We start from the raw sequence: 21,662 nt of genomic DNA on the forward strand, positions 1-21,662 counted from the left end.
AGTCGCGCGGTCGGCTCGACGCCCTTGAGCGGTGCAGTGGCGAGGCGCGATGATCAGGCGCTGGGCGCGCTGGCGCGCACCGAGATGCCGTGCGGTACGACGATGTGGCGACCGGGTCCGTGGTGTCCGTGCATGCGTTCGTGCAGCAGCTCGAACGCCCGGGTCGCGAGCGCCCGCTTGTCGGGGGCGACGGAGGTCAGCGTGGGAGTCGTGTAGCCCGTGATCGCGCTGTCGTCCCAGCCGACGACCGCCACGTCGCCGGGCACGGAGATCCCGCGGCGGCGCAGTGCGGTGAGTGCCCCCGCGGCGAACCGGTCGTCCCGGGACAGGATGGCGTCGAAGCGGAGCCCCCGGTCCAGTGCCGATTCGACCGCCGCCTCCGCGTCGTGGGTGTCGAATCCGCGCGCCTGCAGCACCAGCTCGGGATCCAGCCGTACGCCGGCCCCCACCAGCGCCTCCTGGTAGCCGAGCAGGCGCCGGCGATTCGTCATGGTGATGTCCCCGTCGACCAGGCCGAGGAACGCGACGCGTCGACGCCCGAGATCCAGCAGGTGCCGCACGCCGTCGAAGGCGGCGGCGACGTTGTCGATCATCACGTGATCCGTCGTGACCGGGGCGTCGATCTCGCCGAGCAGGACGACGGGAAGGTCGTCGCGCAGGCGGGCGAGGTCGAGCGTGGCCATGCGCGTGGGCTGGAAGATCACGCCGTCGACCAGCCCGGCCTCCCGGTCCTGCAGCACCGCCTTCTCGGCCTCGGCATCGCTCAGCGTCTGCTCGATGATCACCCGATAGCCGCGCTCCAGCGCGATCTCGGCGAGGTGGCTCGCCATCTCGCCGAAGTACGGGTGGTCGATCTCGGGCATCGCGAGGGCGATCATGCCCGTGCGCCCGGTGGCGAGGCGACGGGCCGTGAGGTTGGGCCGATAGCCCAGCTCGTCGATCGCAGCCTGCACGCGCGCCCGCATGTCGGGCTGCACGTGGGCGTACCCGTTGACGACGTTCGACACCGTCTTCATCGACACCTGCGCGCGCTCGGCGACGTCGATGAGCCTCACCCGTGCCATCGCCACTCCTCACGTCGAGTTGAGTCTAGGTGCGCCCGAGCGCGCGTCGGTGAAACGCCGTCGCGAAAAATCAACCCACTCGACAGATGACTTTACAGCGCTGTACATTGTCCGAGGCCGTCAGTTTCGACGGCAGGTCCGCGCGAAGGCGCGACACCGTTTTCAACGAGGAGGACGACCGGTGGGCAAGAGGCTGAGGTTCACGAGGTTCATGCAGGGGGCGGCGATCGCCGCCGTCGGCGCGCTGGCGCTGGCCGGCTGCAGCGGCCAGGGCGGCGCGCAGAGCGCCGGAGGCGAGTTCACGGGCGAGTACGACGGCCCCGAGGTCACCCTGCAGTACTGGAACGGATTCACGGGCGGTGACGGCCCGTTCATGGAGCAGATGGTCGACCAGTTCATGGCCGAGCACGACAACATCAAGATCGAGTCCACGACGCAGGAGTGGAGCGACTTCTACCAGAAGCTGCCCGCGGCCGTGACGGCGGGCGAAGGCCCCGACGTCGGCGTGATGCACCTCGACCAGCTGGCGACGATGGCGGCCCGCAACGTCATCGTGCCCGTCGACGACCTCGCCGAGGAGCTCGACCTGAGCGGCGACGACTTCAGCAAGGAGGTCTGGGACGCCGGTGTCTACAACGACGCCCGCTACGGCATCCCGCTCGACGTGCACTCGCTCGCGATGTACTACAACACCGAGCACTTCGCGGCCGCGGGCATCACCGAGCCGCCGACCGATGAGGCGTCCTTCCAGGAGGCGCTCGACAAGCTCAAGGCCGCCGGTTACGAGACGCCGTTCTGGATGCCGGCCCTCTGGCCCGCGCACCTCATGGAGCTGTCGCTGATCTGGCAGGCCGGCGGCGAGCCGTACTCCGAGGACGGCAGCGAGGCGACCTTCGACTCCGAGGAGGGCGTCGACGGCCTCACCTGGATGCGCTCGATGGTCGACGAGGGCTACAGCCCGGCGGATGTCGCGGCCGACGCCCAGTACGTCGCCTTCAAGAACGGCGAGACGTCCATCACCTGGGACGGCATCTGGCAGATCAACGACCTGAAGGAGTCCGGGATCCCGTTCGCGGCGGCACCCGTGCCCGCCATCGGCGGCGACCCGGCCGTGTGGGCGAACTCGCACAACTTCTTCCTGCCCCGCCAGGCCAGCCCCGACGACGACAAGGTCAATGCGGCCAAGGTGTTCATCGCGTGGATGAGCGAGAACTCGGGCGAGTGGGCCGGCGCGGGCATGATCCCGGCTCGCGAGTCCGTGCGCTCGTCGGTCATCGGCGGCACCGTGCAGGAGCCGATCGCCGAGCAGATCGACAACATGCGCTTCCTCCCCGCGGTTCCCGGCCTCGGCCCGGTGCAGGCGGAGACCCTCGAGGTGGCGGTCGCCGACGGCGTGCTCGGCAAGGCGAGCCCCGAAGAGGCGCTGAAGCGCGAGGCGGATCGCGCCACCAAGCTCATGCAGGAGAACCTCGAGAAGTTCGGCGGCTGAACATGAGCACCCAGACGCGCGTGGGCGCCTTCGCAACGGAGGCGCCCACCGCGGCATCCGATGGGGCGGCCGCCCGGCGCGCCGGGGTGTCGCCCACCCGCCAGAAGCCCTTCACGCCCTGGCTCTTCCTGCTGCCCTACCTGCTGCTGTTCACGGTCTTCGTGATCGTGCCGTCGGTGTTCGGCATCTGGATCAGCCTGCACGAGTGGGACTACACGCTGCCGAACAAGCCGTTCGTCGGCGGCGAGAACTACGTCGAGCTCTTCGATCCGAACTCGGTCAACTCCGGCTCGTTCTGGACCTCGATGCGCGCGACCGCGATCTTCACGGTCTTCAGCGTGCCGCTGCTGCTCGTGCTGCCGCTCTTCGTCGCGCTGCTGATGAACAAGTCGTTCCCGGGGCGCAACTTCTTCCGCGCCGTCTACTTCGCGCCGTACGTGCTCGGCGTCGCGGTGGTCGGCCTGATGTGGCGCTACCTGCTCGACAACAACATCGGCCTGGTCAACTACTACCTGGGCCTGTTCGGCCTACCCGACGACACGGCGTGGACGACGTCGGTCCCGGCCGCGTGGGTCGCGCTCGTCGGCGTCACCGTGTGGTGGACCCTCGGGTTCAACTCGGTGATCTACCTCGCCGCGCTGCAGGACATCCCGGCCGAGCTGTACGAGGCGGCATCCGTCGACGGGGCGAACTCGTGGCAGAAGTTCCGCAACGTCACGCTGCCCGGGCTCCGGCCGATCCTCACGTTCGTGACGATCAACACGCTGATCGCCTCGGCGAACATGTTCGGACAGTCGTACATCATCACCCAGGGCGCCCCAGGGCGGGAGACCCGCACGGCCATCTACCAGATCGCCGAGACGGGCCTTCGGAACTTCCAGATGGGTGACGCCGCGGCCATGAGCTACGTGCTGACGTTCTTCCTCATGGTGGTCAGCGTCATCGTCTTCTGGCTGTTCCGTGAGAAGAAGGAGAAGCCGATGCCCCAGGAGCCGTCGGCCGCGCGCGAAGGAGCACTGCGATGACCGCCATCGAGCGCGTGGCCACGCCGGCCGCCGTGACCGCCGTCGAACGGCAGGGCGAGGCGCGCACGGGACGCACCCCCGTGTGGGCCATCGTGCTGCGCTACGTACTGCTCGGCGTGCTCGCGCTGCTCTACATCAGCCCGATCATCTTCATGCTGGTGACGTCGTTCAAGACCAGGGCGGATGCCGCGGGCATCCCGCCGACCTGGATCCCGAACCCGTTCACGACCCAGGCGTACGAGACGATCCTCACGGCGAGCGGCACCCCGGTGCTGATCTGGTTCTCGAACAGCCTCATCGCGGCGGTGCTGCACTCGGCGCTGGTCGTCGTGACCGCCTCGCTCGCGGCCTACCCGCTGGCGCGGATGAGGTTCCGCGGGCGCGGGGTGGTGTTCGGCGTGGTCATCGCCACGCTGCTCATCCCGCCGGTCATCCTGATCATCCCGAACTACCTCATCGTCGGGAACCTGGGCTGGCTGAACTCGCTCGTCGCGATCATCATCCCGACCGCGGCATCCGCGTTCGGCGTGTTCTTCATGCGGCAGTTCTTCCTGAGCCTGCCGGCGGAGCTCGAGGAGGCGGCGCTCATCGACGGCGCGAATCGGTGGAGCATCTTCCTTCGCATCATCCTGCCGCTGTCGAAGCCGGCCATGGCGACGCTCGCCCTGCTGGCGTTCCTCACCAACTGGAACGACTTCCTCTGGCCGGTGTACGTGCTGTTCAGCGCCGACGTGCAGACGCTGCCGGCCGGCCTCGGCACCCTGCAGTCGGCGAACGCCGTGCGGTACGACCTGCTCATGGCGGGCGCCGTCATCGCGAGCGTCCCGGTGCTGCTGCTGTTCGTGTTCCTGCAGCGGTTCATCATCGAGGGCGTCTCCCGCCAGGGACTCAAGGGATGACGCCGAGCCTCCGACGCGTCGCGGCGGCCGGCCTCGCGCTGGCCGCCGCAGCGGCGCTGGCCTCGTGCTCGGCGGGTGGCGGCGATGGTGCGACGGATGCCGCGTCCGGCGGCGCGGCATCCGATTCGCCGTTCGCCCCGGTGATCGACGAGGACTTCCCCGATCCCGACGTGCTCGCGACCGACGACGGCTACGTCCTCTACGCGACGAACGACTCCATGCGGAACGTGCAGGTCGCCCGCTCGGCCGACCTCGTCGAGTGGGAGGTGCTCGACGACGACGCCCTGCCCGAGCTGCCCGACTGGGTCATCCCCGGCAAGACGTGGGCGCCCGAGGTGACCGAGCTCGCACCCGGACAGTTCGTGATGTACACGACGACGACGAACTTCTCCCCGTCCCGCCAGTGCATCGCGGTCGCCACGGCGGAGTCGGCGACCGGGCCGTTCACCGTCCAGGGCGACGGCATGCTGGTCTGCCCCGACGAGGAGGGTGGTGCCATCGACGCGTCGACCTTTCGCGACGACGACGGCAGCCTGCACCTCGTGTGGGAGAACGACGGCAACTGCTGCGGCCTCGACACGTGGCTGCAGACCGCGCCCCTCAGCGCCGACGGCCTGAGCCTCACCGGCCCGCCTGTACGGCTGCTGAAGCAGGACCTCGAGTGGGAGGGCGACCTCGTCGAGGCCCCGACCCTCGTGAAGCGCGACGGCGTCTATCACCTCTTCTACTCGGCCAACTCCTACGGCGACGAGACCTACGCCGTCGGCCACGCGACCGCGCCGGCGATCGCCGGGCCGTGGACCAAGGACCCCGAGCCGTTCTTCTCCACGGATTCGACCGACGGCGCGCTCATCGGCCCCGGCGGGCAGGACATCGTGACGGATGCCGCGGGCGACGACGTGTTCGTGTTCCATGCCTGGGATCCCGACTTCCTCGCGCGCAAGGTCTACACGCTGCCGCTCGCGTGGGATGAGGGAACGCCCCGCGTCGTCGTGCCCTGACCCTCGATCGCCTGCTCGCACGGGTGCTCGCACGGAGCGTGATCCGGGGGCCAGAATGGCATCCGGAGGTCGACGATGATCACGCATGAGGTCTCGAACCAGGTGCCGGCCCGCGAGGGCGTCGACGAGTACGCGGCGAACGCGCCGCTCGTCGAGGCGGTGGCGCGCTGGGGCAGGAGGGCCGCCGAGGGCGGCGCGGCCGCGGCATCCACATTGCACGATGTCGGCCGGCACGTCGGCACGGCCGCCTTCCAGCACGACGCGGAGCGGGCGAACACGCACCCGCCGGTGCTGCACACGCACGACCGGTGGGGCCGGCGCATCGACGAGGTCGAGTACGACGACGCCTACCACCGCATCATGGCGGCCGCGGTGGGCGCCGGTGCGCACACGTCGGCATGGGCCGATCCGGGTCCGGGCGCGAACGTGGACCGCGCCGCGGCGTTCTTCCTCTTCGCGCAGGTCGAGCCCGGGCACGCCTGCCCGGTGTCGATGACGCACGCGGCCGTGCCGACGCTCGAGCTCGCGGCATCCGGACTTCGCGATCACTGGATGCCGCGGCTGCTGCGCCGCGAGTACGAGCCGGAGCTCGGCGGCGCCGGCAAGTCCCCCGCGCTCGTGGGCATGGCGATGACGGAGAAGCAGGGCGGGTCCGACGTGCGCGCGAACACGACGCGCGCGGATCCGACGGGCGTCGACGACGCGTGGGGACGCGAGTTCCGCCTCACCGGGCACAAGTGGTTCTGCAGTGCGCCGATGAGCGACGCGTTCCTCGTGCTCGCGCAGGCGCCCGGCGGCCTCAGCTGCTTCCTCCTGCCGCGCGTGCTGCCCGACGGGTCGCGCAACGTGTTCCGCATCCAGCGCCTGAAGGACAAGCTCGGCAACCGCTCGAACGCCTCCAGCGAGATCGAGCTCGACGGCACGACCGCATGGCTCGTCGGCGAGGAGGGCCGCGGCGTCGCCGCCATCGTGCAGATGGTCACGCGCACCCGGCTCGACTGCGTGATCGGCACGGCGGCGGGCATGCGCCAGTCCGTCGCCGAGGCGGCCTGGCACGTGCGTCATCGCGCGGCGTTCGGCTCGCTGCTCATCGACCAGCCCGCCATCGCGGCGGTCGTCGCCGACCTCGCGCTCGAGTCCGAGGCCGCGACGGTCACGGCCATGCGACTGGCGCGCGCCTACGACGACGACGCCGACGACGGCGAGCAGGCGTTCCGTCGCCTCGCGACCGCGGTGTCGAAGTACTGGATCTGCAAGCGCGGCCCCGGGCATGCCGCCGAGGCGCTCGAGTGTCTGGGTGGCAACGGCTACACCGAGGCGTTCCCGCTCGCCCGCCGCTACCGGGAGCAGCCGCTGCTCGCCATCTGGGAGGGATCGGGCAACGTCATCGCGCTCGACGTGCTGCGGGTGCTCGCCCGCGAGCCCGAGGCGTTCGACGCGTTCTTCGCCGTGGTCGCCGACGCGACCGGCGTGCACGCGGCGCTCGACCTCGAGATCGCCGAGGCGCAGGCCGTGGTGCTCGAGGTGTCGGCGGATGCCGCGGGCGCGGCCGCCCGAGCACGGGAGCTCACCGAGCGCCTCGCCCTGGTGCTGCAGGCGTCGCTGCTCGTGCAGCACGCACCCCCGGCGGTGTCAGACGCCTTCGTGCGCACCCGCATCGAGGGCGATGGCGGACTCCTCTACGGCGCGCTGCCGCCGGGCGTCGACACCGCGGCGATCCTCGCTCGCGCCTGAACCTCGGCGTGCGGCATCCCATCCTCCGCCCGTTGCGCTTCGCGCGCGAGCCTTCCTTTCCCGATGTCGGTGCCGAAGTACCGAAGTACCGAAGTACCGGAACTTCGCGAAGGGAATGATGCTTCGGTGCGCGCGTTCAGCCCACGCGGCGCACCAGGGCGTCGACCGCCGGCCGCTGGCCCTTGACGAGCCGCTCGCGGGCCTCGTCGGGGGTGAACCAGCCCGCGGCGTCGAGCTCGGGGAACGACTGGCGGCGACCCGAGCGCGGCGGCCACTCGATCTCGAACAGGTTGCTGCGCACGTCGGCCGCATCGAAGTCGGACTCCCCGATGAACACGGTCACGAGCTTGCCCGACGCGTAGCGGAACCCGCCGAGCTCCTCGTACTCCACTTCGGGCGCGGGTCGCCCGACCTCCTCGGTGAACTCGCGGAGCGCCGCGGCGAGCGGCTCCTCGTCGGTGTAGGTGCCTTTCGGGATGGACCACGCCGAGGCGTCCTTGCCACGCCAGAACGGACCGCCCATGTGCCCGATGAACAGCTCGAGCCCGGGCTGTCGTCGGTAGAGCAGGATGCCCGCGCTGGTCTCGGCCATGACGACACGCTACCCGGCGGGTGCGACGTGACGCTCAGGCGTCGCCGACGAGCACGTCCTCGGGGTCGAGCACCCTCACACGGGGCCGACCGTCGGGGCCGACACCGGCGATGTCGGGCAGCCCGCGGAACATCGCTGCCGCCGCGCTGCCGACGCGCGTGACGTTGGAGAAGTCGAGCACGAGGCATCCGCCGTCGCCGACGAGCGGAGCGAGCCGGGTGAGCACCTCCTCGGCGCCGGCGAAGAACACCTCGCCGCGCAGCCGCGCGATGGTGTCGCCGCCGCCGCGCCCGCTCTCGTCGACCCGGTCGTCGCGCTCGAGCTGGGCGATCGGGGAGTGCGGCGCACCGCGGTGCTGCAACATGTGCAGCCCGTACCGCTCCGACAGGGTCCGCAGCATGACGATGCCGCGCACGCTGTTGCCGCGCGCGTCGAGCCGCGGGCTGAACGTGCCGATGCCGAACTCCTCGGGCTGCATCGCCACGATGCCGCCGCCCACGCCGCTCTTCGCGGGCAGCCCCACGTGCACGAGCCAGTCGCCCGACGCGTCGTACATGCCGCAGCTCGTCATGACCGAGGTCGTCCAGCGGGCGACGTCCTCGCCGATGACGCGCTCGCCACTGATCGGGTTGCGGCCGCCGTTCGCCAGCGTCGCCGCCATGATGGCGAGGTCGCGCGCGTTCACCGACACGGAGCACTGCCGGAAGTAGGCGCCCGTCGCCACCTCGGCCGTCGAGCCGAGCGTGCCCGCCGACTGGGTGAGGTAGGCGAGCGCGCGGTTGCGGTCGCCGGTGGCGTGCTCGGACTCGAACACCGACTCGTCGAGGTCCAGCTCGCGGGCCGCGAAGGCGTTGAGGCCGGCGTGGATGACCGCGAACTTCTCCTCGGCCGTGTCACCGGCTATGAGCGAGCTCATCACGATCGCGCCCGCGTTGATGAGCGGGTTCAGCGGGCGTCCGGTCGCGGGTTCGAGGCTGATCGCGTTGAACGGCTCACCGCTCGGTTCGACGCCCACGTGGCGGATCACCTCGGCGAGCCCCAATCGTTCGAGGGCGATCGCGAAGACGAACGGCTTCGACACCGACTGGATGGTGAACGTCGTCTCGCTGTCGCCCGACTCGTGCACGCTGCCGCGGACGCTCGCGAGGGCGGCGCCCAACGCCTCGGGGTCGGCCCTGGTGAGCTCGGGGATGTACGACGCGAGTGCGCCGTCGGCGTGCGGTCTCGCCACGTCGAGCACCGAGTCCAGCGCGGCGCGAATGGGATCGCGGAGGTCTGGGATGGTGGGCTCGTACGGTTCCTCGTCGGCCATGGCGCCAGCCTATGCCTCAGCGCGGCTGCGAGGTCCAGATGAACGGCGGATGCTGCGCCGGCGCTTCGCCCGACGCGACCAGCCGTGCGAGCCGAACCGCGCCGTCGAGCGGGGTGCCGCCCGACACCACGAGCTCGGCGTGCGGGGCCAGCCGCGCGAACTCGTGCTCGAATGCCGCGGTGAAGGCGCCGCCGGCGCCGAACACCCCACCGGTGCCCGCGGCGAGTGCCGGCACTCCGGGGTCGAGGGCCGCGGCCAGCGTCGCCCCGACTTCGGCACCCGCGCGGGTCATGATGTCGAGCGAGACAGGGTCACCGGATGCCGCGAGCCCTCCCACGTCCGCCGCGAACCCGGCGAGCAGCCCCGCGCGGTCCGGGCGGGTCAGGAGCTGCGCGGGCCAGCTCGGTGCGGCACCGAATCGCTCGACGGCCGCCGAGAGCAGCGCCGCGGCATCCGTCGTCACGCCGTCGTGCGTGCGGATGGCGGCCTTGAGCGCCTCGATGCCGATCCACGCGCCCGAGCCGCGGTCGTCGTAGAGGTGCCCCCAGCCGCCGACGCGCTTCCATTGGTCGGCGAGGTCGGTGCCGATCGCGATCGCGCCGGTGCCGACGGCGACGACGGCGCCGCCGCGTCCGCCGAGCGCGCCGAGGTGCGCGGTGACAGCGTCGATCGCGAGCGCGACGGGGGCGCCGGCAGTCGCGTCCGAGATCCGTGCGGCGGCGGTATCTGGCGATCCGACGAGGGAGGCGAGGCCGGTGGCGCCGACCCCGACGCCGGCGATCGCGGCATCCGGCCACCGATGCCGCACGTCGCCGATCAGCGCGACGACGACGTCGGACACGCTCGAACCGCCCCCGCCGATGGCGACCCGGGCGCCCTCGAGCCGACGCGCCGGGGCCCCGCCGGACGGCTCGACGTCCGCGTCCGACGGTGCGAGGGCCGCCCGGGAGCCGGTGCCGCCCACATCGATGCCGAGCACCCACGTGCCGCCGGGCCGTTCGTCACTCTCCCAGCCGGCCGATGCGACACTCTTCACGGCCCGAGCCTAGGGGAGCAGCGAGGAGCCGCAGTCGAAGATCGCGACATGATCACGATTTCGGAAACTTCTTGCAAACAATGCATGACTCACGAATACTACTTCCAGAGTCACATTCCCCGGCGCGGGTCAGCGCCACAGAGATTTCAATGAGGAGGCATCTATGAAGAAGCGCTTGCTGCCCGTCGCCGTGCTCGTCACGGCCGCGTTCGGGCTCACCGCCTGTGCGGGCGGATCGACCGGCGGCGACGACAAGGGAGACGTCAGCGCCAAGGGGGAGACCCTCGACGTCTGGATCATGGAGGGCACCAACCCCGACTCCGACGCGTTCTTCGACGAGGTCGGCGACGCCTTCACCAAGGAGACCGGCGCGAAGCTCAACGTGGAGTTCGTGCAGTGGGCCGACGCCCACGACCGCTTCGTCACCTCCATCGCCGGCGGCACCACCCCCGACGTCGCCGAGACCGGCACCACGTGGACGGCCGAGTTCGCCGACGCCGGCGCGCTCGCGCCCATCGGCGACTACGTCGATGACGAGGACCTCGGCGACGACCTCGTCGAAGGCCTCGTGACCTCGGGCACCTACGACGACGAGCTCTACGGCATGCCCTGGTACGCGGGCGTGCGCTCCCTCGTCTACCGCTCCGACATCTTCGAGGAGCTCGGCCTCGAGGCCCCGACGAGCTGGGACGAGATCGTCTCCGCCGGCGAGGCGATCAAGGCCGCGCACCCCGAGATGATGGCGTTCGCCGTTCCCGGTGACGCCGAGTTCGGCGTGTACCCCTGGGTCTGGGGTGCGGGCGGCGAGGTCGCGACGAAGGACGGCGACGAGTGGGTCTCCGGACTCGACAGCTCCGAGTCGCAGGAGGGCATCCAGTTCTACACCGACCTTGCGCTGAAGCACGGCTTCTCGTCGGCCGGCGCCACCACGTGGAAGGAGACCGACGTCCTCGACAACTTCGCGCAGGGCAACGTCGCCATGGCCCTCATGGGCTCGTGGACCCCGGCCGCGATCGTGGAGAAGAACGCCGAGCTCGAGGGCAAGTTCGCCGCCACCCCCATCCCCGGCAAGGACGGCGGCATCGCCCCGTCGGTGCTCGGCGGCTCCCACCTGTCGATGTTCAACACGGCCGACAACCCCGACCTGGCGTGGGAGTTCATCAAGCTCATGACCACGGGTGACTTCGCCGCGCAGTGGGGCGAGCAGTCGGGCTACTTCCCCGGCCAGCAGTCGCTGCTCACCGAGACGATGAGCTCCGACGACCCGCTCGTCGCGCCGTTCGCCACGCAGCTCGTCGACGGCGGCGGCACCGTGCCGGTGACGCCGAAGTTCGGCGCCGTGCAGGCGAAGAAGACGACGAACACCGCCATCCAGGCGATCCTCTCCGGGCAGAAGACGGTCGAGCAGGCCACGTCCGACGCCGCAGCGGAGATGAACGAGATCATGAACGGCAACTGAGTCCGTGACCTCGACGATCCAGGTTCCGACGCCCGCGCGGGGGGCTGAATCCCCCCGCGCGGGCGGCGGCCCCGTGCAGCGCAGGAGCCCGCTGACGCGACTGCGGCCGTGGCTGCTGCTCGGCCCGGCACTGGCCGTGCTCGCCGTGCTGCTGCTGTGGCCGCTCGTGCGGGTATTCCTCTTCTCGCTGCAGGACTACGGCCTGCGCGAGATCGTGTCGGGCGAGCCGAACTGGATCGGCCTCGCCAACTACGGCGAGATCTTCACCGACCCCACGCTGTGGACGGTCGTGCTCCCCAACACCGTCGGGTTCGCGGTGCTCGCCGTGGCGGCAACCGTCGCCCTCGGCACGGGCGTGGCGGTGCTCATGGCCTCGCTCGGCCCGCTCTGGCGCACCGTCGTCGGCAGCGCCATCATGATCGCCTGGGCGATGCCCGCGGTCACCGGCACGTACGTCTGGATCTGGATCTTCGACGCCGACCGCGGCATCTTCAACGAGACCCTCCAGGCGCTGGGGCTCCAGGACGAGCCGGTCAACTGGTTCACCAACCGCTACACCTTCTACGCCATCGTGCTGCTCAACGTCGTGCACCACGGCTTCCCCTTCGTGGCCATCACCATCCTCGCGGGCCTCCTCGGGGTGCCGAAGGAGATGCTCGAGGCGGCCGAGATGGACGGCGCGGGCGCCTGGCGCCGGTTCTGGCGCATCATCGTGCCGAACCTGAAGCAGGTCTTCGCGGTCGTGATCATCCTCTCGACGATCTGGGACTTCAAGGTCTTCGCGCAGGTCTACCTCATGCCCGGCGGCTCGGGTTCCAACCGCGAGGCGCTGAACCTGGGGGTCTGGTCGTACGTGGAGTCGTTCGGCCAGAACCGCTACGGCTTCGGCTCGGCCATCGCCGTGCTCCTGACCCTGGTGCTGCTCGGCATCACCGTCGTCTACGTGCGCACCATGCTGAAGGAGGACGAGCTGTGAGCACCATGACGCCCGCCCCGGTGACCACGCCCGCGGCATCCGGAGCCACCGGTGACACCTCCCGTGGTGCGATCCCGCGCACGCGCCGCACCGCGCGCAAGACCCGTTCGGCCGCGATCAAGGCCGTGCTCGTCGTGCTGCTGCTCGGCTTCACGCTCTTCCCGGCGTTCTGGATGCTCTCGAGCGCCTTCGACAAGTCGGCCGGGGCCGGCGGCCAGACGCTGCTGCCCCGCGAGTGGACGCTCGCGAACTTCGAGTACGTGCTCACCGAGGGCGGCTTCGACGTCTTCCTGCGCAACTCGGCGATCGTCGCCCTTGTCACGGTGCTCGCGAGCGCCGTGCTCGCCCTCCTCGCCTCGGTCGCCGTGGCCCGGTTCCGCTTCCGGTTCCGCACCGGGATGCTGCTCATGATCCTCGTCGTGCAGATGGTGCCGCTCGAGGCGCTCGTCATCCCGCTGTTCGTGCAGGTGCGCGACCTGCAGCTGCTCAACACGCTGCTCGGCCTGATGGTCGTGTACGTCGCGCTCTCGCTGCCGTTCGGCATCTGGATGCTGCGCGGCTTCGTCGCGGCCGTGCCGATCGAGCTCGAGGAGGCCGCCTACATCGACGGCGCGAGCTGGGGCCGGATGTTCCGGTCGGTGCTGCTCCCGCTCGTCATGCCCGGCCTCGTGGCCACGAGCGTGTTCTCGTTCATCACCGCGTGGAACGAGTTCATTTTCGCGATGACCCTCCTCGGCGGCGCGACCGAGAACTACACGGTCGCGATCGGCCTGAAGCAGTTCTTCGGCGAGCACTCCAACGAGTGGGGCTACATCATGGCCGCGTCGACGATCATCACCATCCCGGTCATGATCTTCTTCGTCATCGTGCAGCGCCGCCTCTCGAGCGGCCTCGTGGCGGGTGCGGTCAAGGGATGACCGCGGCTCAGGATCCGGCGCTCCGGGCGCTCGTCGGCGGGGTGCTCTGGCCGGGCTTCCTCGGCCGCGCCGTGCCCTCGTGGCTTCGGGCCGAGCTCGCCGACGGGGGACTCGCGGGGGTCGTGCTCTTCTCGCACAACCTCGGTGACGAGGCTGAGCGGGTCGGCCTCGCAGCCGAGCTCCGCGGCATCCGCCCGGGCCTCGTCGTCGGCATCGACGAGGAGGGCGGCAACGTCACCCGGCTCGAGGCGGCGACGGGTTCGACACTGCCCGGCGCCGCCCAGCTCGGCTTCGTCGACGACACGGATGCCACGACCGCCGTGGGCGTCGCACTGGCCGAGCGCTCGCTCGCGGCCGGCGCGAACGTGGTGCTCGCTCCCGTCGCCGACGTGAACACCGACCCGCGCAACCCGGTCATCGGCGTGCGCGCGTTCGGCGACGAGCCCGAGGTCGTCTCGCGGCACGTCGCGGCGGCGGTACGCGGCATCCAGTCGGCGGGCGCCGCGGCGTGCGTGAAGCACTTCCCGGGCCACGGGGACACGCACGTCGACTCCCACCACGCGCTGCCGACGCTCACCATCGCCCCCGATGAGATCGAGCGGATGCACCTGCCGCCGTTCCGCGCGGCGATCGACGCCGGGGTGGCCGCCGTGATGACCGGGCATCTCGTGGTGCCGGAGTGGGGCGACGCGCCCGCGACGCTGAACCCGACGATCCTGAGGCGCCTGCGCGCCATGGGCTTCGACGGTGTCATCGTCACCGACGCGCTCGACATGGCGGCCGTGCGCGCCACCGTCGGCGCAGGGCGGGGCGCCGTGCTGGCCCTCCTCGCCGGGGCCGACCTGCTCTGCATCGGCAACCCGCGCAACCCGGGCGCCGATGCCGCGCCCGACCAGGACGAACGCGACTTCCGCGAGGTGCAGCACGCCATCCTCGCGGCGCTCGACGACGGCAGCCTGCCCGTCGCCGTGCTCGAGACCGCCGCGGCGCGCGTGCATGCGCTCGGCGACTCGCTCGCCGGTGGGGGATTCACCGGTGAGCAGGGCGGCCCTGGTGTCGGGGCCGCAGCGGAAGGGGGGCGGATGTCGTGGGACACGGCATCCGTCGCCCGCACCGCGCTCTCGGTCGACGGTGAGGTTCCCGCCTCGACCGGCCCCCGCACCGTGCTCGACGTGCGTGGACGATCGACGATCGCCGTGGACGGCGACGCCGACTACGTCGCCGACGTGCTCGCCGGAGGAGGTCGAGTCATCCGCGTCGCCACGGCGGGCGGCTCGAGCGCATCGGGCGGCGACCTGCGCCGACGGGTCGCGGTGGCCGCCGAGACCACGGGCGCCCGGGAACCCTTCGTGCTCCTCGTCGACGCGATCGGGGCGCACAGCCCGCAGCGCGACGTCATCGAGCAGCTCGCCGCGGTACGCCCGGCGGCCGTCGTCGTCAACGTGGGCATGCCCGGCGGCCCGCTGCCGCTGGCGGCCGTGCACACGCGGGCGGCGAGCCGTCTCGCCGCCGAGGCCGTCGGCGAGCTCCTCGCCGAGGGCACGCGCCGTGAGGTGACGGCATGATCGTGCTCTCGCTGCAGTCGGGCACGTCGGCCGACGGCATCGACGTGGCCGTGGTCGAGGTGGCCGCCCACGATGCGGGCGAACGCCCGGCGGTGGGCATGCGGCTGCTGCACGCGGAGACGGTGGCGTGGTCGGCCGAGGGCCGCGACCGCATCCTCGCGGCTTCGGCGGGCGAGCCGCTCACCGCCGGCGCGTTCTGCGAGCTCGACACCCTCCTGGGCCAGGCCTTCGCGGATGCCGCGGCGACCGGGATGGAGGCGACCGGAGCCGTGCCCGACCTCGTCGTCTCGCACGGCCAGACGATCTTCCACTGGGTCGAGGACGGGCACGCCCGCGGCACCCTGCAGCTCGGGGAGCCCTCGTGGATCGCCGAGCGCGTGGGCGCGCCCGTGCTCTCTCACCTGCGCGCCGCCGACATCGCCGCGGGCGGGGAGGGCGCCCCGCTCATGGCCGTCTTCGACGCGGCCTGGCTCGGCGCCGAAGCTGTTCGGACCGGCCGCGCGATCGCCACGGTGAACCTCGGCGGCATCGCGAACGTGCAGCTGGTGCGGCCGGACGGCGACGTGCTGGCCTTCGACACCGGCCCCGGCAACGGGCTCATCGACGCCGTCGTGGCGCGGGCGACCGAGGGCGCCCTCGGCTACGACGCCGACGGTCGCCTCGCGGCCGCCGGACGGGTGGACCCCGCGCTGCTCGACGAGCTGCTGCGGCATCCCTACTTCTCCGCTCCGACGCCGAAGACCACCGGGCGCGAGACGTTCGACCTCGGCGTCGTCGACCGGGCGGTCGCGGCATCCGGAACCGACGCGCTCGGGCTCGAGGATCTCGTCGCGACGCTCACCGAGCTGACCGCGCGCACCGTGGTCGACGCCGTCGCACTGGGCGGCGACGCGAGCCTCGACGCGGGTGCGGGCGCAGACCGGCCCGCACTGCTCCTCTGCTCGGGCGGCGGAGCGCTGAACCCGGCGCTCATGGCCCGCATCACCGCGCTCGCCGCCGATCGCGCCCTCGCCGTCGAGACGAGCGACCTGCGCGGCATCGACCCGTCGTTCAAGGAATCGCTGATGTTCGCGTTCCTCGGCTTCCTGAGCTGGCACGGGGTGCCCGCGCGCCTCTCGGGCGACGCGCGGGGCGAGCCCAGGATCGCCGGCCGCCTGACGCCCGGCCCCGCCGGCCTGCACCTTCCGCCGCCGCTCACCGGCGTCGCATCCGTCAGCATCAGCAGCACCGAATCCGGGGGAACACCGTCATGAACCACACCGCCCAGCACGATGCCGTGCGGTCGGCGCAGTCCGAGCCCGCGACGCGGCCGGCGGCCGAACAGGCCGAGGCGCCGCAGGCCACGGCGACCGAGCAGCATGCCGCGCTGCGCCAGCTGCTCGGCGAGCTCGACACCGAGGGCGTCAACGACGCGCACGGCGAGTTCGACCTGCTCGCGACCGAGGCGCAGCTCGCGGCGATGCAGGAGGAGAGCGCGCAGGCGGTCGCCGCGGTGACGGATGCCGCGCCGCAGGTCGCCGCCGCCATCGACGCGATCGTCCCGCGCCTCCGCGCGGGTGGCCGCCTCGTGTACCTCGGCGCCGGCACCGCCGGACGCATGGGCGTGCTCGACGCGAGCGAGATCCCGCCCACCTTCGGCACCGACCCGGCCCTCGTCGTCGGCGTCATCGCGGGCGGCGAGGTGGCACTGCGCTCCGCCGTCGAGGACGCCGAGGACGACGCGGCGCGCGGGGCGGCCGACCTGGACGCCATCGGGCTCACGGCCGCCGACGCCGTCGTCGGCATCTCCGCCTCGGGCCGCACGCCCTACGTCGTCGGGGCCCTCGAACACGCACGACGGCTCGGGGCACTCACCGTGGGTCTCTCGTGCAACGCCGGATCGACGATCGGCCACGTCGCCGACCTCGCGATCGAGACCGTCGTCGGCCCCGAGATCGTCGCCGGCTCGACCCGTCTCAAGGGCGGCACCGCCCAGAAGCTGGTGCTCAACGCCATCTCCACCATCGCGATGGTGCGGCTCGGCAAGGTGCACGGCAACCTCATGGTCGACGTGCAGGCCACCAACGCGAAGCTCCGCGCACGTGCGGAACGCATCGTGATGCTGGCGACGGGTACGGATGCCGCTGCGGCATCCGCTGCCCTCGAATCGGTGGGCGGTTCGGTGAAGGCCGCGATCCTCGTGACCATTACTGGGGTGACTCCCGATGACGCGATCGCGCGCCTCTCGTCGCACGATGGGGTGTTGCGAGATGCTCTGAGTGAGGTTCGCGCGACGTCCATGCCCGCGACCCGAGCAGAGGAGAACGATGGCTCGTGACGTGCTCTCCAACGTGCGCCAGGCGCTGCCGCGCCTGAGCTCGTCCGAGGCGCGCGTCGCGGAGGCGATCATCGCCGATCCCGGGATCGTCGTCGACCTGACCATCACCGACCTCGCGCAGCTCTGCGGCACCTCCCTGTCGACCGTCGCGCGGTTTTGCCAGACCCTCGGCTACAGCGGCTACCGCGAGTTCCGCATGGAGGTCGCGAGCGCGATCAGCCGCGAGGCCGCGGAGCGCGACCGGTTCGGCCTCGCCGACTCCGACATCAGCCCCGACGACGCCGCGGCCGACGTGGTGGCGAAGATCGCCTTCCACGAGGTGCTCGCGATCGAGCAGACCGTGCAGGGCCTCGACGTCGAGGTGCTCGACCGGGTCGTCGACGCGATCGCCGCTGCCAGGCACGTCGACCTCTACGGGTTCGGCGCGAGCGGGCTCACCGCCCAGGACCTGCAGCAGAAGCTCGCCCGCATCGGCATCTCGGCGTCGTGCTCGGTCGACGTGCACCTCGCCCTCGTGACGGCGGCGCTGCGGAAACCCGGTGACGTCGCGATCGGCATCTCGCACTCGGGGCTCACGAGCGAGACCATCCACGCGCTCACCGTCGCGCGGGACGCCGGCGCGATGACCGTCGCCCTCACGAACTCGCCCGACTCACCGATCACCGAGGTGGCCGACGCGGTGCTCACCACGCAGGCACGCGAATCGCCGTACCGCATGGGCGCGATGTCGAGTCGCATCGCACAGCTCGCCGTCGTGGACTTCGTGTTCGTGCGGGTCGCCCAGCGCCGGCACGAGGACGTCGCCGATCCGCTGCGCCGCACCTTCGAGGTGACCGCCAGCCACAAGGTGGCGGCGCGCAAGCGCCGCGACTGATCCGCCCTCTCGGAGCGGTTCTGCCTCTATCGGACCGGTGCCGAACGCGCGACAATCGAGTGAACGGCGGGCCGGAGTGCCGTCACCCCTCGACACCGCGCCCGTGAGCATCGAGGGCCATCATGGGCTTCCTCATCTACGACCGAGGCGAGCCGATCGAGCTCGACGACCGCGCGCTGGCGCACCTGCAGGTGGTCATCATCGACAAGCTGCGCCGCGGGGAGCACTTCTCACTGACCCTGCGAGGCGAAGGCGGCATGCTGTCGTACTGGGTGAGCCCCCGCACGGCCATCGAGTTCGTCTACCACGGCAATCGGCAGCCGGTGCTGAACCACGCGTGGCTCGAGCAACTCGCCGGCCAGGTCGGGCTCACCGGCGTGCTGACCCTGGTTCCGGAGCCGGCCTCATCTGCCGCGCTTCAGCACGACTCGACGTAGTCGACCTGCACTGTCGCGAAGTCGGCGAGCTCCTCGGCGCTGAACGGCCTGGCGCTGATCAGGCCCACTCGATCGGCCTTCGCATTGAGCAACTGCGCCGTGTCGGCCTCCAGCAGTTCGTCGCTCGGCTCGACGCGTGAGATCGAGGCGGTCTCGACCTGCCACCCGATCGTGAACTGCGCGCGGCGCACCGACCCGTCGCTCGACACGAACGGGATCTCGATGAGATCGAGCTCCTGTTTCCGCGCCAGCGCGAGCCCGTAGCGCATGACGGCGTCGGCGATCTCGGTCCCGGTCAGGTACGACCCGACGCGGCTGGTGATGAGCTTCATGGCGGTCCCCTCTCGGCTCGACGTCTGAGCGGTTGTCGAGGTCCGGGGCACCGATCCAATTCTAAATCCGGATGCCGCGGGGGCGCCAGATGTCCCCTCGCACGGATGCGCGCGGGCGAACGGTGCGCCTCAGTCGCCGAGCCGAAGCGAGCGATCCACGATCGCGGCGGCGACCTTGCTGATCCCGAGCTGGTGCGACCTCGCATACCGTCGGATGAGCTCGAACGCCTGCTCGATGGTCACACCGTTCGTGTGGGCCACGACGCCCTTGGCCTGCTCGATCACCACCCGGCTGCTCAGCGCACCCTGCAACTGCTCGGCGAGCACGGCCGTCTCGCGCATCGAGCGCTCGTGGAGGATCCCGATCGTCGCGACATCCGCGAACGCCCGGGCTGCGATGCGGTCCTCCTCGTCGAGCGTGCCGGTTCGATCGCGGAGGAGGTTGAGCGTGCCGATCGTGTTGTCACGGAGGCGCATGGGCAGCGCGTGCACCGACTCGAACCCGAGTTCCAGGGCCCGGTCGCGGAACCGGGACCACTCCACCGGACTGTCGGCGATGTCGGGCACCTCGACGACTTCGCCCGAGCGGAAGCACTCGACGCACGGCCCGGCCTCGGCGCTGAGCTGGATCACCTCGACGAGGTGGCTCGCCTCGCTGGTGGACGCCATCACGTCGAGCTCGCCATGGCCGTCGGCGAGCAGGATGGCCGCCGCGGTGGTGTCGAGGAGCTCGGCGCAGCTGTCGACGAGCAGCTGGAGCAGGTCGACCACGTCGTATCCGTCGACGAGCGTGTCGGCGAGGATCGCGAACGTCTGGAGGAGTCGCGTCTCCTTCGTTCGCTGCTCGGTCATTGGCTCGCCTCGATCGCGTCGTGCTGGTTCGAGAAGCGGAGCCGGCCGTCGATGATGTCCTGTGCGACCTCCATCATCGTGCGCTCGGTGGCGAACGCATGCCCCTGGATGACGAGTCGCGCATCGTCGGGTGAGAGGTCGAGCTGGGCGAGGACCATGCCGGTGGCCTGGTGCACGATGCGTCGGGAGAAGGCGTTGCCCTTGTCGTCGAGGTCGCGCCCGACCTCGACGAGCGCCTGGCGCAGCACATGGCGGCCGACGACCCCCGCCATCGCATCGGCTTGTCGGATCTGGGTGCGATTCAACTCCACCGGCCGCAGCGAATAGAGGTCGACCGCGCCGATGCGCAGCGGGCCGACCGCGAGCGGGAAGGCGAAGATCGAGCGCAGTCCGTCGTCACGGGCCGCCGCGGTGAACGCCGGCCAGCGCGGGGGCGCCCTGTGCAGATCGGGCTCGAGCACGGGCGAGCCGGAGCGCACGGCATCCCAGCACGGGCCCTCACCCAGGTCGAACTGCAGTTCGTCGAGGCGGGCGGCGATCTCGTCGCTGGCGGACAGCGTCTCGCTGCCGAGCACGTTGCCCACCGTCGAGACGGCGGCCCCACTCACCGGGAAGAGGTCGAGGAACGGTCGGCAGAACTCGGCGGGAGAACCGGAGGACCGGTCCAGTGCCTCCAACGCCGCACCGAACGAGCTCGTCATCACGCCACCGCCTCCTGCCTTCGACGCTACTGGCCCCCGTGAGGATGTGAAAGCCCTCGCTACCACTCGTCTGCACTGCGCGTGTGCGCCCGGCGATGTCGGCGGCGCGGCGTACCGTGGGCGCCATGAGGAACCAGCTGCAGACCAGCGTCGCGCACGATGTGCTCGACGAGCCGTGCCCGCGCTGCGGGTCGACCACGGTTCGCGTGGTCGTTACATCGTCCTTCCACACGGTCGTCGAGATCGAGTCGACGGATGCCGCAGCCGACGCGTTCGCCCACGAAGACCCGCTGTTCGACTGCCGCGAGTGCGGGTTCGAGTGGGGCGAGCTCGTCCGCGACCTCATGAGCTGAGGCGCGAACGTTCGCGCGTCTCGGGCGCGCCGTCCCGGGCGCCCGAGCCGCTGTGGATAACGACCGGCTGGCACCGACTGCTCGCTTAGGCTCGACGCCATGCCTGAGTCACCCGCCCCCCTCCGCGTGCGACTTCGCGCGGGCGCGCTGGCCGCGATCGCGGGGGCGGTGCTGCTTCCCCTGAGCGGATGCAGCGGCGCCCCGGCCCCCACCACCGCGCCCACGTCCTCGCCCACCGCGGACCCGATCTTCGCGACCGACGAGGAGGCGCTGGCCGCCGCCGAGGCCGCGTACGAGCGATTCCTCGAAGTCTCAACCTCCGTGACAAGTGACGGAGGAACCGACTCCGATCGACTCAAGGCCGTGGCGACTGGGCAGGCTCTTGCGGAGGAGATCGATGCCGCCGCGGAGTTTGAAGCCGAGGGACTTCGAACTACGGGATCGGTCGATTTTCGAGTCAACGAACTCCAGTCCAGCGACGTCGCTGGGGGACTGGTTCAAGTGACCGTTTACGTCTGCGATGACCTCCGAAATCTTGACGTTCTGGATGCGAGCGGCCAGTCGAGAGTTGTTGAGGGTCGCGTTGTCGATGTCCCATACACAGTCGTCCTCGAAGGCGACAAAACATCGCTTCTGGTGAGTAAGAGGGAACTTTGGACTCGCGACAATTTCTGCCTTGGTTGATCGCTGGATTGCTCGTCTCTGTCAGCGTGCCCGTTTCCGCTAC

The 21,662-nt window shown here is 70.9% G+C and carries 22 protein-coding genes; 15 read left to right on the top strand and 7 right to left on the bottom strand.

Going from position 1 to position 21,662, the window contains the following annotated elements; translation table 11 throughout:
* Positions 1 to 53: 53 nt before the first annotated feature.
* On the bottom strand, positions 54 to 1,064 hold the full coding sequence (locus AC1DZA_RS01675; RefSeq protein WP_476771451.1) for a LacI family DNA-binding transcriptional regulator: 1,011 nt from the start codon (positions 1,062 to 1,064) through the stop codon (positions 54 to 56).
* A 181-nt stretch (positions 1,065 to 1,245) separates the two neighbouring features.
* Here AC1DZA_RS01675 and AC1DZA_RS01680 point away from each other — a divergent pair, with 181 nt between their 5' ends.
* The 5 genes from AC1DZA_RS01680 to AC1DZA_RS01700 all read left to right on the top strand — a co-directional run bounded on the left by AC1DZA_RS01680 (position 1,246) and on the right by AC1DZA_RS01700 (position 7,212).
* The gene (locus AC1DZA_RS01680) at positions 1,246 to 2,553 is read left to right on the top strand and encodes an ABC transporter substrate-binding protein (RefSeq protein WP_476771452.1); all 1,308 of its coding nucleotides are present in this window, start codon (positions 1,246 to 1,248) and stop codon (positions 2,551 to 2,553) included.
* A 2-nt stretch (positions 2,554 to 2,555) separates the two neighbouring features.
* Positions 2,556 to 3,578, top strand: coding sequence for a carbohydrate ABC transporter permease (locus AC1DZA_RS01685; RefSeq protein WP_476760869.1), 1,023 nt, complete (start codon positions 2,556 to 2,558; stop codon positions 3,576 to 3,578).
* Entirely contained in the window at positions 3,575 to 4,477 is a 903-nt protein-coding gene (locus tag AC1DZA_RS01690) for a carbohydrate ABC transporter permease (protein ID WP_476760870.1), read from the top strand. The genes AC1DZA_RS01685 and AC1DZA_RS01690 overlap by 4 nt, the downstream gene beginning before the upstream one ends.
* Positions 4,474 to 5,478, top strand: a complete 1,005-nt coding sequence (locus AC1DZA_RS01695) for a glycoside hydrolase family 43 protein (RefSeq protein ID WP_476771453.1) — start codon at positions 4,474 to 4,476, stop codon at positions 5,476 to 5,478. Before AC1DZA_RS01690 ends, AC1DZA_RS01695 begins: the two co-directional genes overlap by 4 nt.
* Positions 5,479 to 5,553: 75 nt before the next feature.
* Positions 5,554 to 7,212, top strand: coding sequence for an acyl-CoA dehydrogenase family protein (locus AC1DZA_RS01700; RefSeq protein WP_476771454.1), 1,659 nt, complete (start codon positions 5,554 to 5,556; stop codon positions 7,210 to 7,212).
* A gap of 136 nt (positions 7,213 to 7,348) precedes the next feature.
* On the opposite strand, the gene AC1DZA_RS01705 is transcribed toward AC1DZA_RS01700, so the two are convergent.
* From AC1DZA_RS01705 to AC1DZA_RS01715, 3 genes are read right to left on the bottom strand one after another with little or no spacing between them, the layout of a single operon-like run.
* Positions 7,349 to 7,804 carry an NUDIX hydrolase gene (locus AC1DZA_RS01705; RefSeq protein WP_476771455.1) on the bottom strand — a complete coding sequence of 152 codons (456 nt, stop codon included), beginning with the start codon at positions 7,802 to 7,804 and terminating at the stop codon, positions 7,349 to 7,351.
* Between the two features lie 34 nt (positions 7,805 to 7,838).
* Positions 7,839 to 9,116, bottom strand: coding sequence for a glutaminase A (gene glsA / locus AC1DZA_RS01710; protein ID WP_476771456.1), 1,278 nt, complete (start codon positions 9,114 to 9,116; stop codon positions 7,839 to 7,841).
* Between the two features lie 16 nt (positions 9,117 to 9,132).
* Entirely contained in the window at positions 9,133 to 10,152 is a 1,020-nt protein-coding gene (locus AC1DZA_RS01715) for a BadF/BadG/BcrA/BcrD ATPase family protein (protein ID WP_476771457.1), read from the bottom strand.
* A 163-nt stretch (positions 10,153 to 10,315) separates the two neighbouring features.
* Between AC1DZA_RS01715 and AC1DZA_RS01720 the strand changes: the two genes are divergently transcribed.
* From AC1DZA_RS01720 to AC1DZA_RS01755, 8 genes are all read left to right on the top strand, one after another.
* Entirely contained in the window at positions 10,316 to 11,611 is a 1,296-nt protein-coding gene (locus tag AC1DZA_RS01720; protein ID WP_476760876.1) for a sugar ABC transporter substrate-binding protein, read from the top strand.
* A 73-nt stretch (positions 11,612 to 11,684) separates the two neighbouring features.
* Positions 11,685 to 12,587 carry a carbohydrate ABC transporter permease gene (locus AC1DZA_RS01725; RefSeq protein ID WP_476771458.1) on the top strand — a complete coding sequence of 301 codons (903 nt, stop codon included), beginning with the start codon at positions 11,685 to 11,687 and terminating at the stop codon, positions 12,585 to 12,587.
* A complete protein-coding gene (locus AC1DZA_RS01730; protein ID WP_476771459.1) occupies positions 12,584 to 13,504 on the top strand; it encodes a carbohydrate ABC transporter permease in 921 nt (306 codons plus the stop codon). Before AC1DZA_RS01725 ends, AC1DZA_RS01730 begins: the two co-directional genes overlap by 4 nt.
* The gene (locus tag AC1DZA_RS01735) at positions 13,501 to 15,069 is read left to right on the top strand and encodes a glycoside hydrolase family 3 N-terminal domain-containing protein (protein ID WP_476771460.1); all 1,569 of its coding nucleotides are present in this window, start codon (positions 13,501 to 13,503) and stop codon (positions 15,067 to 15,069) included. Before AC1DZA_RS01730 ends, AC1DZA_RS01735 begins: the two co-directional genes overlap by 4 nt.
* Entirely contained in the window at positions 15,066 to 16,322 is a 1,257-nt protein-coding gene (locus tag AC1DZA_RS01740; protein WP_476771461.1) for an anhydro-N-acetylmuramic acid kinase, read from the top strand. The genes AC1DZA_RS01735 and AC1DZA_RS01740 overlap by 4 nt, the downstream gene beginning before the upstream one ends.
* On the top strand, positions 16,319 to 17,386 hold the full coding sequence (murQ, locus tag AC1DZA_RS01745) for an N-acetylmuramic acid 6-phosphate etherase (protein WP_476771462.1): 1,068 nt from the start codon (positions 16,319 to 16,321) through the stop codon (positions 17,384 to 17,386). Before AC1DZA_RS01740 ends, murQ begins: the two co-directional genes overlap by 4 nt.
* Positions 17,376 to 18,260: a MurR/RpiR family transcriptional regulator gene (locus AC1DZA_RS01750; RefSeq protein ID WP_476771463.1), complete on the top strand. Its 885-nt coding sequence runs from the start codon at positions 17,376 to 17,378 to the stop codon at positions 18,258 to 18,260. The genes murQ and AC1DZA_RS01750 overlap by 11 nt, the downstream gene beginning before the upstream one ends.
* A 122-nt stretch (positions 18,261 to 18,382) precedes the next feature.
* Positions 18,383 to 18,697, top strand: coding sequence for a DUF7882 family protein (locus AC1DZA_RS01755; RefSeq protein ID WP_476771464.1), 315 nt, complete (start codon positions 18,383 to 18,385; stop codon positions 18,695 to 18,697).
* Here the strand turns inward: AC1DZA_RS01755 and AC1DZA_RS01760 are convergent.
* The 3 genes from AC1DZA_RS01760 to AC1DZA_RS01770 form a co-directional block, all read right to left on the bottom strand.
* Positions 18,679 to 19,029, bottom strand: coding sequence for a hypothetical protein (locus AC1DZA_RS01760; protein WP_476762593.1), 351 nt, complete (start codon positions 19,027 to 19,029; stop codon positions 18,679 to 18,681). The two genes, AC1DZA_RS01755 and AC1DZA_RS01760, sit on opposite strands and share 19 nt — an antisense overlap.
* Positions 19,030 to 19,158: 129 nt before the next feature.
* Positions 19,159 to 19,881, bottom strand: a complete 723-nt coding sequence (locus tag AC1DZA_RS01765; protein WP_476762594.1) for a GAF and ANTAR domain-containing protein — start codon at positions 19,879 to 19,881, stop codon at positions 19,159 to 19,161.
* Complete coding sequence (locus AC1DZA_RS01770) at positions 19,878 to 20,582, bottom strand: GAF and ANTAR domain-containing protein (protein WP_476762595.1); 705 nt, start codon at positions 20,580 to 20,582, stop codon at positions 19,878 to 19,880. Before AC1DZA_RS01770 ends, AC1DZA_RS01765 begins: the two co-directional genes overlap by 4 nt.
* Positions 20,583 to 20,707: 125 nt before the next feature.
* Here AC1DZA_RS01770 and AC1DZA_RS01775 point away from each other — a divergent pair, with 125 nt between their 5' ends.
* Positions 20,708 to 20,935, top strand: coding sequence for a hypothetical protein (locus tag AC1DZA_RS01775; RefSeq protein WP_476762596.1), 228 nt, complete (start codon positions 20,708 to 20,710; stop codon positions 20,933 to 20,935).
* Positions 20,936 to 21,034: 99 nt separating this feature from the next.
* Positions 21,035 to 21,619, top strand: coding sequence for a hypothetical protein (locus tag AC1DZA_RS01780; protein ID WP_476771465.1), 585 nt, complete (start codon positions 21,035 to 21,037; stop codon positions 21,617 to 21,619).
* Positions 21,620 to 21,662 lie beyond the last annotated feature (43 nt).

Source organism: Agromyces sp. P2_B3, from assembly GCF_056404815.1.